The organism is Collinsella aerofaciens (genome assembly GCF_039752985.1).
GTDB lineage: Bacteria > Actinomycetota > Coriobacteriia > Coriobacteriales > Coriobacteriaceae > Collinsella > Collinsella aerofaciens_BT.
Genome location: NZ_JBDMHA010000038.1, coordinates 9,664 through 21,742 on the forward strand (window position 1 = coordinate 9,664; position 12,079 = coordinate 21,742).

A 12,079-nucleotide genomic window follows, 5' to 3' on the forward strand; every position below is an offset into this window, starting at 1 on the left:
GATACAATAGAAAGACTGAGTGCAAAGCGACCCCGCCGCCAGCTCCCCAAGCTCGGCGGCGTGGGCATTTTAGGAGGATGTTCATGGCGAACGACAGCAAGACATGGCGGTGCGGAAAGTACGAGCTCAGCTTTGACCGTCCGCGCATCATGGGCGTCCTCAACGTGACGCCCGATTCGTTTAGCGACGGCGGGGAGCACTTCGACCCCGATGCCGCCATCGAGTACGGCCTGGCGATGCTCGATGCCGGCGCCGACATCATCGACGTGGGCGGTGAGTCCACGCGCCCTGGTTTTACCCCGGTCAACCCCGACGAGGAAGCTCGCCGCGTGCTGCCCGTGGTGCGCGCGCTGGCCAAGGAGGGCGCCATCGTCTCGATCGACACGCGTCATGTGGCGGTTGCCAAGGCGGCCGTGCGCTGCGGCGCCTCGATCGTCAACGACGTGACGGGCTTCACCGATCCCAAGATGGTCGAGTTTGTTAAGACGAGTACCTGCGGCGTCATCGTGATGCATGCCGGCGAGGTCGCCGCGCCCGCCCGCACGCACGCAACGGTGCAGCTCGATACCTCGGCTGCGGCGTTTGTTGCCGAGAAGGCACGCGAAGCGGCTGCCGAGGCCGCGCGCGAGGCCGAGAAGCCGGCCCGTCGCCGTCGCGGCAAGTTGCTGGGCGAGCCCAAGGTTGAGGCCAAGCTTCCGGGCGGTGTGGTACAGCCCTCACTGCCGTTTGGCGAGCCGGAGCCCACGTCCGAGCCTGCAAGCGAGCAGGAGACGCCGGCCGCCGAGCAGGCTGCTGCCGCCGAGACCGTCGCGCCCGCGCCCGAGGCCGCGCCCGCAGCCACCGAGGTCGCATCGGAGTCCAATGACCACCTGGCAGCCATGATGCGCCGCAGCGCCCGCCGCGAGGAAGCCTACGTGCCCACCTCGCAGCTCCGCCGCTTCACCCTGCCCGATTCGGCGCCCATCATGCGCCGCGTTATGGGCTTTCTGTCCGACCAGGCCCGCACACTCATCCATGCCGGCGTGTCGCGCGACCGCATCTGCATCGATCCTGGCCCGGGCTTTGGTAAGTCGGCTAACGAGGATATCGTCATCCAGCGCGAGACTGCCAAGATGGCGTCACTGGGCTATCCGCTCATGTGCGCCGTGTCGCGCAAGCGCTTTGTGGGCGCTATCTCGGGCGTGACCGAGGCCGCCGCGCGCGATGCCGCCACGTTTGGCGTGTGCCTGGGCGCCATCCAGGCCGGTGCCAACATCGTGCGCGTGCACGACGCCGCGGGTTTTGCGCAGTTCCTGAACGGCTACTGGGCGGTTGCCAAGCCGCAGCCGCGCCGCGCGTTTGTGGCCGTGGGCTCCAACCTGGGGCATCGCTGCGACAACATCCGCGCCGCACGTGAGATGATCGCCGAGATTCCACTTACCTGCGTGTCTAACTCCTCCAAGATTTACGAGAGCGAGCCGGCCTACGAGACGCGCCAGGACGCGTTTGCCAACGCCGTCATCGAGATCAAGACCGAGCTGGCGCCGTTGGTGCTGCTCGACGAGCTCATGAAGATCGAGGCCGAGTTGGGGCGCGACCGCTCCAAAAAGGCCAAGGCCAACGGCCCGCGCACCATCGATCTGGACCTGCTGTGGATGGACGGCGAGACCCACGGCGGCAAAAAGCTGCGCCTGCCGCATCCGCTGATCGGCGAGCGCGATTTTGTGCTGGTGCCGCTCGAGGACTTGATGCACGACCCGGCGCGGTTCTTCCGCTACAACGGCGTCGAGGTCAAGGAGCCCGAGGACCGCGTGGGCCATATCGTGGGCGAATTGGGGCGTATGTAGATGATCGAGATGAATGCTGTTGCCGCCGGTACCGAGCTTGACGCCGCGCGCGACGCGGGCCGCGAGGGTGCGTCCGCGGGCTGGTGCGCTTGGAGCGCGGGCGATGCTTCGCTGACGTTTTCGCTGATCGTGCGCCCGGACGTGAACATGCATGCCTTCCACGGCCTGCCGTTTGTGGCTGCGATGGGCATGATGGACGCGCTCGTGGGCACGGCTTCGACGCCGGGGTTGGGCCTTGCCGGTAAGGTGGGTATCCAGTGGCCGAGCGATATCGTGTGCGGTGCGCCTGCGTTTGAGACGTCGCTCGCGCGTGTTGCCGTGAACGGCGGTGCCGCTGCTGCGGGCATGTTCGGTGCCGTGACGGTGGATATTGAGCGTTCGGCGCTGGGCGAGCTTGGTGTGGACGTGGCTGACGAAGCGCTGGTCGAGACGCTGGCCGCCGCCGTGCTGACCCGCGTGGACGCTTGGGCGGTTGTTGCCAACACGCCGCAAGGCGCCGCAGGGCCGCTGGCTCCCGTGCTGGGCGAGTACTTCGACATGGTGCCGCTGCTGGGCCGCCAAGTTGCGGCGGTGTCGCCCAACGGCCTGCCGCTTGCGGTCGGTGTGTTTGCAGGCCTGGACATCTGGGGCCGCGCGACCATTAAGACCGATGCCGGCGAGCAGGAGTTTCCGCCCGAGGCCGTGCGCATTCGCGGGCTGTAGCGCGGGGCGTTCGCGCCCAAAGATAGACATGACAACAAGACCCTCCTCGGCCTGTGCCGGGGAGGGTTTCGCCTATCTGGGGAATGGGTTGCCAGCGCCCTATTCCTCAAAACTGAAAATCTTTCGATTTTGAGGAATAGAATTAAGCCAGCTCGGCCTTTAGCGAGGTATATTCGTTACAGAGCCTATTCCTCAAAACTGAAAAATTTTCGTTTTTGAGGAATAGCGATAAAAGACCGCGAGGAGGCCCCAATGAAACTCATCAATAGAACGTCATATATGGACACGTTGACGAGCCTTATTGGCGTGCCGGACATCAAGGTCATCACGGGCATCCGGCGTAGCGGTAAATCAAAATTGCTCGAGGCCCTCCGCGATTACGTGGAGGCAAATCTGTCCAATTCGAATGTCATCCATATCAACTACAACCTCGATGAGTTCGAGAACCTGCTCGAGTATCACGCGTTGCTCGCCTATGTAAAAGAGCATCGAGTGGCCGGCAAGCAAAACTTTCTGTTTATCGATGAAGTTCAGATGTGCGACGGTTTTGAACGCGCGATTAACAGCCTTCACGCATCCGAGCAGTACGACATCTTCATCACCGGATCGAATGCCTTTTTGCTGTCGAGCGATCTGTCGACGCTCTTTACGGGGCGCACGTTCGAGATCGAGGTTTTCCCATTCTCGTTTGAGGAGTATCGTCTCTATGGCGACGAGGGCGAGGTCGACCGCGACTTCGATGAGTACGCGAGAACCGGCGGTATGTCCGGCTCTTACCCTTATCCACTGCAGGAGCAGCGCTATCAATATCTCTCCAACGTCTTTAAGACGCTCATTGTGAGGGATATCGTGCAACGGCATAACGTGAGAAACGAATCGGCGCTGCTGCGCATTGCCGATTACATGATGGACAACGTTTCCAACATTACGTCGGCACGCAACATTACGGATGTTTTGAATGCGGATGGGCTAAAGATAACGAACAAGACGGTCGGCGCGTACATGGGGTACCTGTGCGATGCGTTTGCCTTCTATAAAGTTCGTCGATATGACATCCGCGGCAAGAAATACCTTAAGAGCGGCGAGAAGTATTACCTGGCAGACCATGCGTTCAAATACGCGCTGCTCGGTACACGCGATATGGACTGGGGTCGCGTGTACGAGAACATGGTGGCCATCGAGCTGCTGCGCCGCGGATATGAGGTATACGTCGGCGTACTCTATAAAAAGGAAATAGACTTTGTAGCAATCAAGCGAAGCGAGAAGCTCTACATTCAGGTGAGCGACGACATCAGCTCGGATAGGACATTTGAACGCGAGATTTCACCACTGCTGAGCATTGGCGACGCGTACCCCAAGATGATTCTCGCCCGCACGCATCACGAGGCCACGGACCGCAATGGGGTGCAGATCGTGGACCTGGCGAGGTGGCTGTGCGACGAGGCCTAGCAGAAAGTCCTATTCCTCAAAACTGAAAAATATTCGTTTTTGAGGAATAGGACCGATGCGTTGCCTAGTTCGCCCCTCGCGCTCGTGCTTAGGCCCCTGTCCTACCCCAGCTCCTGCATGCGGCGGTAGATTTCGCAGATGCCTTTGATGGTGAGCTGTCCATCGACCACGTCGAAGGCGTCGGTCGAATCGGCGACGATGCTGGCGAGGCCGCCCGTGGCGATAACAGTGACGTCCTCGCGTCCCAGCTCGCGCTTCATGCGCGCGACCAGGCCCTCGGCCATGGCGGCGGCGCCCGTTACGGCGCCGACCTTGATGCACTCCTCGGTATCGCGGCCGATGGCGTGCTCGGGCGCCTCGAGCGGAACGCTGGCGAGCTTGGCGGCTCGGGCGGCGAGCGCGTCCATGGAAATGCGGATACCCGGCGCAATCGCTCCGCCAATGTAATAGCCGTCCTCGTCGATGACGTCGATATTGGTCGCGGTGCCAAAGTCCACCACGATCGCCGGCGCGCCGTAGAAGGTCTCGGCAGCGACGGCGTTGGCGATGCGGTCGGCACCAACGGCCTGGGGGCGCGCCGCCCGCAGCTTGGTTACGGCGGCCGTCTGCGGCCCGATGACGATGGCGTCCGCGGCAATGCGGTCGGCCACGGCGTGCCACTCGCGCGAGAGCTGCGGCACCACGCCCGCAAAGGCGATCGCGTCGACCGCATCGAGCGAAAGGCCGTACATCTTAAAGAAACCCATCAGGCGCACATGGATCTCGTCGGCGGTATAGGAGCGGTCGGTGGGCATGCGCCACGACTGCACCAGCTCGTCTCCGTCAAACAGGCCCATGGCCGTCTGCGTGTTTCCCATATCGATAGCGAGCAGCATGTCTACTCCCGGTGTCGGCATAAAAGGACGCGCACCATTGTATACGTGCCGTCGACGGCGCTCGGCTGCGATTCGTTTACGGTGATAGGGGCTGAGGGGTTTAAATATGAAGGAATTATGCTCTACGAGATTTTCCTTGCCGTTTACCGAACTCCCGCGTAATATTCTTTCTTGCGCACATGTGGCGCCCAGACATTGCGGGGTGGAGCAGTCTGGTAGCTCGCCGGGCTCATAACCCGGAGGTCGTAGGTTCAAATCCTGCCCCCGCGACCAAGAACTTGCAGCTCGTCGGCCTAGCCGGCGAGCTTTTTTGTTATTCCGGGACTGTGTTTTCGGTCCAATTCTCGGCCTCTCAAACAAAATCTCGATCTGTAACATCTAGACCCGATTTGGGCGGCTTGGTGTTACAGATCGAGATATACCGGTGGGTTGGGTCGTGTTTGTCTAAATCTGTAACACGAGGGACGGATTTTGCCGAGTAACTGTTACAGATTTAGATTTTCTAGCAGGCGGGTTTGGTTTGTCTCGATCTGTAACAGTAAGACCCGGTTTTGTCGCGTAACTGTTACAGATTGAGATAAACCGACGGGCCGCCCCGCCCATCCCCATCCACCTGCCGCTACCTGCTGTCCGCCGATTTCCGTTGTGCCGCCGTGCCTCCATGCCATATCCTCTAGACAACTACGCGGCATCATCGCCGCCGCGCCTACAAGAGAGGAATGTCCATGACCGCACCTGCATCCAAGCTGCTTCAGCCCATTACGGTTGGCCCCCTTGAGCTCAAAAACCGCATTATGTTCCCGCCGCTGACCACCGGCTACGAGGAGCGCGATGGTTCCATTGGCGAGCGCAGCCTGGCTTTTTACGAGCGCTTGGCCCGTGGCGGCGTGAGCTACATCGTCATCGGCGACGTTGCTCCCGTCATGACCGCAAGCCCCACGCCCAAGCTGGCGACCGACGCCCAGATCCCCACGTTTAAGGCCCTGGCCGATGCCGTCCACAAGCACGGCGCCAAGGTCGCGCTGCAGCTGTTCCACCCCGAGTACGACGTGCCCGGTGTCGGCCGCATGGTCATGGGATCCATGGCCGCCGCCAAGGCCGCGCAGGAGGCCAAGGCCGCCGGCGACGAGGAGACCTTTGCCGCCAAGATGGTCGAGTCCAACGAGATCCGCAACCAGGCCTACGCCAAGCTGCATCACGACATGCAGCACTTTGTGAACGAGGCGAGCGTGGAGCAGCTCACCCAGATCAAGGAGGCCATCGCTGCCTCGGCCGCTCGCGCGCAGCAGGCCGGCATCGACGCCATCGAGGTCCACGGCGACCGCTTGGTGGGTTCGCTGTGCTCGGCCATCCTCAACCAGCGCACCGACGAGTACGGCGGTTCGTTCGAGAGCCGCGTCCGCTACGCGCTGGAGGTCGTCGCTGCCATTAAGGAAGCCGCGCCGCAGCTGATGGTGGAGTACAAGCTTCCCGTGATCATGGAGAACCCCGACGGCACGCCGCGCGGTAAGGGCGGCCTGCAGCCCGACGAGGCCTGCGAGTTTGCCAAGCTGCTCGAGGGCGCGGGCATCGACATGATCCAGGTCGCGCAGGCCAACCACACCGGCAACATGGGCGACACCATTCCGCCCATGGGCGCCATGCCCTACAACTGGACGCTGCCCGTGGCCGAGCGCGTCAAGGCCCTGGTCTCCGTGCCGGTGGCAACCGTCGGCCGTGTTGTCTCGGTCGAGGCCGGCGAGAAGATTCTGGAAGACGGCGCGGCCGACATCATCGCCTACGGCCGCTCGCTCATGTGCGACCCCGACATTGCGCTGAAGGCCGCCACGGGTGAGCCCATCCGCGAGTGCCTCAACTGCAACAAGGGCTGTGTCGACGCGATTCAAAACCGCAAGTACATTTCGTGCGTGCTCAACGCGGAGAACGGCGACGAGGCGACCATCGCCATTAAGCCGGGCGAGGGCGACAAGAAGATCGCCGTGGTGGGCGGCGGCATCGCCGGCCTGGAGGCCGCACGCGTGGCGGCCAAGCGCGGCTACGACGTGACCATCTACGAGGCGAGCGATCACCTGGGCGGCCAGATTGTGCTGGCGGCTGCGCCTCCGCGCAAGGACGAGATCATGCGCTCGGTCGAGTACTACGAGAAGATTCTGCCTGGCCTGGGCGTGAAGGTTGAGCTCAGCCATGCCGCTACCGCTGAGGACCTCAACGCCGCCGACGCCGCGATTGTGGCCGTGGGCGCGCACGACGTGGTCATCCCCGTTCCGGGCGCCGACTCGGACAAGGTCGTCTCGAGCTGGGACGTGCTGGCCGGCAAGGTGGAGCTCAGCGGCCGCGTCGCCGTCATTGGCGGTGGCCTGGTGGGCACCGAGACTGCCGAGTATCTGCTGCAGCACGGCTGCGAGGTGGCGATCGTGGAGATGCTCGACAAGATTGCCGCGGGCGAGTCTGAGACCATTCTGCCGCTGATTATGAGCGACTTTGCCGAGCACAACGTGGAGCAGCACGTGAAGACCCGCCTGACCGCCATTACTGACGAGGGCGTGGAGGCCGTTCGCACCACCGAGGACGGCGCTGAGGAGCCGGTGAAGATCGCCTGCGATTACGTGGTGATGGCCGTGGGTTCCAAGGCCAACGCGTTTGACCTGGACGGCGTGACGGTGCCCGTGACCTGCGTGGGCGACTGCTCGGGCGAGCGTACCGCCGACATTGCGAGCGCCATTCGCACGGCATATCACGCGGCCAACGAGCTGTAGTTGAACATCGCGGCCAGGCGGGGCGGTAGCACGGATTCGTTTCGCCCGGCTGTGCCCCGTCGGGTGTCAACCGGTGCGGGGCCTGCAAGCGCAGCAGGTCCCGCCCTTTTTGTTTTGCTCCGATGAATGGCAATGCGCGGTAATCATGAGGAGTGAGGACGTCTACTGCCTTGCAGATCACTCAAAAATATTGGGGGAGGGGTTAATAACTATATCCTCTATACCAAAGGACATAAAGAGATGCCAATTTTGTTGACAAGCGAATGACGATTAGCTGCGAGTCAGCTACCAGCGTAAATAATCGATAAAGAAATGTCGTAATTTGGTGCCAAATGCCCAGATAACGCCGCGTCTATTTTAATTAACTGCTTTGAGCAAACGGTAAAATGCTACTATCTAACTTGCACGTAAGAAAGCAGATTAACGGTTAAGGCTAAGAAGTGGCAGGTATGTCGGAAGCAACTAGGACTCGCACGCATGCGCCCGAGGTTAGGCAGCGCGCCGTCGAGGCCCTCCAAGAGGGGGTCGGTCATCGCGCCCTCGCCGCGGAGCTTGGCATTCCCCAGGCCACGGCTCGTCAGTGGGCCCGCGCGTATGCCGTGGGCGGTGCCGACGCCGTTCTCAACGCCGGTTCGCATCATCACGCCTATTCGTACGAAGTTAAGCTCGCCGTGGTCAAGGACCGCTTGGAAAACGGCTTAACGGTTCGCGAGGCCATGATCAAACACAAGATTCCAAGCGAGTCTTCGGTTAAGGCCTGGTGCCGCCAGTATCGCGAGAGCGGTGAGTCCGCACTGGTCGATAAGCCGCGAGGTCGCAAGCCGCGCGTTAAAAAGGCGGAATAGCAAACGGGATGGTGCGCCCACAGGGGCGCATTTTTCTTGCCGCCTCTCTGCTCCAAAGCGGACGTGCCCTTACCCCGCACGCCTAAAACTCCCCAGTTGACCGAAAACCTGCCGCCGCTACTCCTCAATTGAGCTATAACGTTAAACAATTGCAGCGTTTTTGCACGGGGGAGTGATGGTATGACGCTACTGTATTTCCTTACCCTGTTTCCGCTGGTACCGGCGCTGGGCATGCTACTCGCGCGCGGTGACCGCGCCCGCGATGCGGTGGGGCTCATAGGCTCCGGCATTATTATGGCGGTGACAGTTGTAGTCGCCGTCATGTTTTTTGGCATGGGTCCGCAGAGCTTTGAGGTTGCCTCCGGCACCTCGCATGTGCTCTCGATCATCAGCTCCGTCATCGACGTCATCCTGTGCGCCGTAATCCTGTACAACGCGTACAAATATAGGAACGCGCTCGCCACGGTGCTCGGCATAGTCCAGCTGGTGGGCTCGTTCGCCTTTGCAGCCATGACGCTGCCCGCGGTCGAAGCCGTCACGGCGACGCCGCTCTACCTGGACTACATGAGCGTGATCATGGTCCTCGCCGTCGGCATTGTTGGCAGCCTCATCTGCGTGTATGCCTTGGGTTATATGAAGGACTTCCAGGCCCACGACGAGCACGAGGCCGCACTGCGCGGGCAGACCGCGCCCGACCGTCGCCCGCAGTTCCTGGCGCTTATGTTCCTGTTCCTCTCGGCCATGTTCGTCATCGTGACGAGCGACAACCTTGAGTGGCTGTTCTGCGGCTGGGAAATCACCACCGTGTGCTCGTTCCTCATGATTGGCTACACGCGCACACCCGAGGCCATCAAGAACGCCTTCACCCAGATCATCCTCAACATGCTGGGCGGCATCGCGTTTTTGGCCGGACTCATGTACCTGCACGTTAATGGCATGCCGCTGACCATCTCGGGCATGATCGAGCTTTCCGGCGCCGGAACCGCGCAGTCCGCGCTGCTGGTGATGCCGGTCATCCTGCTGTCGCTCGCCGCACTCACCAAGGCCGCGCAGATGCCGTTCCACACTTGGCTGCTCGGCGCCATGGTTGCCCCCACGCCCACGAGCGCCCTGCTGCACTCGTCAACCATGGTCAAGGCCGGCGTGTTCCTAATGGTCAAGCTGAGCCCGCTCTATGCCATCTATCCCGTGACCGGCTTTATGGTCACGAGTGTGGGCGCCATCACGTTTTTGCTCGCTGCCCTCATGGCCATCTCGCAGAGCAACGCCAAACGCGTGCTCGCGTACTCCACCATTTCCAACTTGGGCCTCATCAGTGCCTGCCTGGGTGTCGGCGCGCCCGAGGCCGTATGGGCGGCCATCTTCCTGATCCTGTTCCACACGGTGGCAAAGTCGCTGCTGTTCCTGTGCGTGGGCACCGCCGAGCATCATATCGGCAGCCGCAATATCGAGGACATGGACGGTATGTTCAGCCGCATGCCGCACCTGACGCGCCTGATGATGCTGGGCATCATGGGCATGTTCGTGGCGCCGTTTGGCATGCTCGTGTCCAAGTGGGGCGCCCTGGTGGCGTTTGCGCAGACCGGCAACGTGCTCATGATCATGGTGCTGGCCTTTGGCTCGGCTGCGACGTTCTTCTTCTGGGGCAAGTGGCTTGCCAAGCTTTCGGGCGTCGACCCCACGGCTCAAAACGTTGAGGTCAATGTCCATAAGACCGAATGGATGGCGCTCAACACCATCGCCGCGCTGCTGATTCTGTGCTGCGTGGCGTTCCCGGTTATCTCGAGCGGCCTGGTGTCGCCTTACTTGGCCATGGTGTTTGGCCGCGTGCCGTACGTTATTGGCAAGGACGCCATGTATCTGATGGTGGTTATCGTGGCGTTTATCGCCGTGGTGCTGCTGACTTCATTCCGCGTGAGCAACAAACCGCACGTCAACGTGTACCTTTCGGGCGTGGGAACCGACAATTACCGCCATTTCCGCGGCTCGATGGGACACGAGGTGAAGGCCGAAAAGCGCAATTGGTACTCGGAGGACGCCCTTGGCGAGAAGCGTATTGGCCCCGCGGGAAGCGTCGTGTGCTGCAGCATTATCTTGTTTGCGCTGCTGTGTTGCGCGTGGATTGGGCCCGAGCGGCTTGCCATGAGTGCGCCCTCGGTGCTGCGCGGCAAGTATTTTGAAGGTTCGGGTGTCGTGGGCATTTTTATTGGCACCGTGGCGTTTGCCTTGATTGCGCCGCTTGTGGGCGGTTTGATTGACGGCATCGACCGCAAGCTGTCCGCCCGCATGCAGGGCCGCGTGGGCCCGCGCTTACTGCAGCCCTTCTATGACGTTGCCAAGCTCCTGCGCAAGGCCCCCGCCAGCGTAAACACCATGGACGATACCTACATGGCGTGCGCGCTCATCTTCACCGTCGTGGGCGGCGGCATCTTTGTGTCGGGCTCCAACACGCTGCTGTGCGCCTTTATGGTGACGCTCGCCGCGATCTTTGTGGTGTTGGCATCTGCCTCGACGCAAAGCCCGTTTGCCCAGGTCGGCGCCGACCGTGAGTTGCTGCAGGTCATGAGTTACGAGCCCGCTGTTTTGCTGATGAGTGTGGGCCTGTATCTTGCCACCGACAGCTTCGATTCCATCGCCGTGACGGGGCAGTCGGCCCCCATCATCGTGTACAGCGCGCCCATTTTCCTCGCGCTGCTCGCGGTGCTTACCATCAAGCTGCGCAAGTCGCCGTTCGATCTTTCGTACTCGCATCACGCGCATCAGGAGATCGTCCAGGGCGTCGCCACCGAGATGAGCGGCGGCACGCTGGCCAAGATGACCCTTATGCACTGGTGCGAGACCGTGCTGTTTTTGATGTGGGTGGGCATGTTCTTTGTCTGGGACAACCCGGTGAGCTGGGTCGTAGCCCTGGTCGTGATGGCCGCGACGTATTTTGTCGAGGTGCTGATCGACAACACCTTTGCCCGTAGCACCTGGCGCAGCTGCTTTAAGCTCGGCTGGGGCGTGGCGCTGGTGTTTGGCCTGCTCAACCTTATGCCCATCCTCGTCGACGTATTTATTTAGGAGGCGGCATCCATGGATCATAAAATGTCGCGCTCGCCGTGGGTTATTCATTACGACGGCTCGAGCTGCAACGGATGCGATATCGAGGTGCTGGCCTCGCTCACGCCGCTGTTCGATGCGGAGCGGTTTGGCGTAGTCAACACCGGCAACCCCAAGCATGCGGATATCTTTTTGGTGACGGGGTCGGTCAACGCGCAGAACCTGCCCGTCGTGCGTCAGATCTACAACCAGATGCTCGAGCCCAAGTGCGTGGTGGCGTGCGGCATTTGCGCGTGCTCGGGCGGCGTGTTCCGCGATGCCTATAACGTGATCGGCGGCGTGGACCGCGCGATTCCCGTGGACGTGTACGCGCCCGGGTGCGCCATTCGTCCCGAGACGGTGATCGATGCCATCGTGGAGGCGTGCGGCATCCTGGACCAGAAGGAGGCCGTGATGCGCGCCGGCGGCGACCCGCTCACCGTGGGCGGTGCCGCAACCTGGGACGGTGGCGTTGAGCTGGGCGAGGACGGGTTTGTGGCTGCGGGGGCCGGCGACGCGCCTGCCGGGAAGCCCGCCGCGCCCGT

Annotated in this window: 8 protein-coding genes and 1 tRNA gene; 8 read left to right on the top strand and 1 reads right to left on the bottom strand. The window is 61.8% G+C overall.

Going from position 1 to position 12,079, the window contains the following annotated elements:
• The first annotated feature begins 83 nt into the window (after positions 1-83).
• From folP to ABHR76_RS06355, 3 genes are all read left to right on the top strand, one after another.
• The gene (gene folP / locus ABHR76_RS06345) at positions 84-1,826 is read left to right on the top strand and encodes a dihydropteroate synthase (RefSeq protein WP_346977091.1); all 1,743 of its coding nucleotides are present in this window, start codon (positions 84-86) and stop codon (positions 1,824-1,826) included.
• Complete coding sequence (locus tag ABHR76_RS06350; RefSeq protein WP_346977092.1) at positions 1,827-2,528, top strand: hypothetical protein; 702 nt, start codon at positions 1,827-1,829, stop codon at positions 2,526-2,528.
• Positions 2,529-2,780: 252 nt separating this feature from the next.
• Entirely contained in the window at positions 2,781-3,977 is a 1,197-nt protein-coding gene (locus ABHR76_RS06355) for an ATP-binding protein (protein ID WP_346977093.1), read from the top strand.
• Between the two features lie 101 nt (positions 3,978-4,078).
• Here the strand turns inward: ABHR76_RS06355 and ABHR76_RS06360 are convergent, their stop codons facing one another.
• Entirely contained in the window at positions 4,079-4,852 is a 774-nt protein-coding gene (locus ABHR76_RS06360; RefSeq protein WP_346977094.1) for a type III pantothenate kinase, read from the bottom strand.
• A gap of 196 nt (positions 4,853-5,048) precedes the next feature.
• Between ABHR76_RS06360 and ABHR76_RS06365 the strand changes: the two genes are divergently transcribed.
• The 5 genes from ABHR76_RS06365 to ABHR76_RS06385 form a co-directional block, all read left to right on the top strand.
• Positions 5,049-5,125, top strand: a tRNA-Met gene (locus ABHR76_RS06365).
• Positions 5,126-5,577: 452 nt separating this feature from the next.
• Positions 5,578-7,608, top strand: coding sequence for a bilirubin reductase, long form (gene bilR, locus ABHR76_RS06370; protein ID WP_346977095.1), 2,031 nt, complete (start codon positions 5,578-5,580; stop codon positions 7,606-7,608).
• Between the two features lie 449 nt (positions 7,609-8,057).
• Entirely contained in the window at positions 8,058-8,453 is a 396-nt protein-coding gene (locus tag ABHR76_RS06375) for a helix-turn-helix domain-containing protein (RefSeq protein WP_346977096.1), read from the top strand.
• 180 nt (positions 8,454-8,633) lie between these two features.
• Positions 8,634-11,516, top strand: coding sequence for a proton-conducting transporter transmembrane domain-containing protein (locus ABHR76_RS06380; protein WP_346977097.1), 2,883 nt, complete (start codon positions 8,634-8,636; stop codon positions 11,514-11,516).
• A 12-nt stretch (positions 11,517-11,528) separates the two neighbouring features.
• The coding region (locus ABHR76_RS06385; RefSeq protein WP_346977098.1) for an NADH-quinone oxidoreductase subunit B family protein at positions 11,529-12,079 on the top strand (551 nt) is incomplete at its 3' end.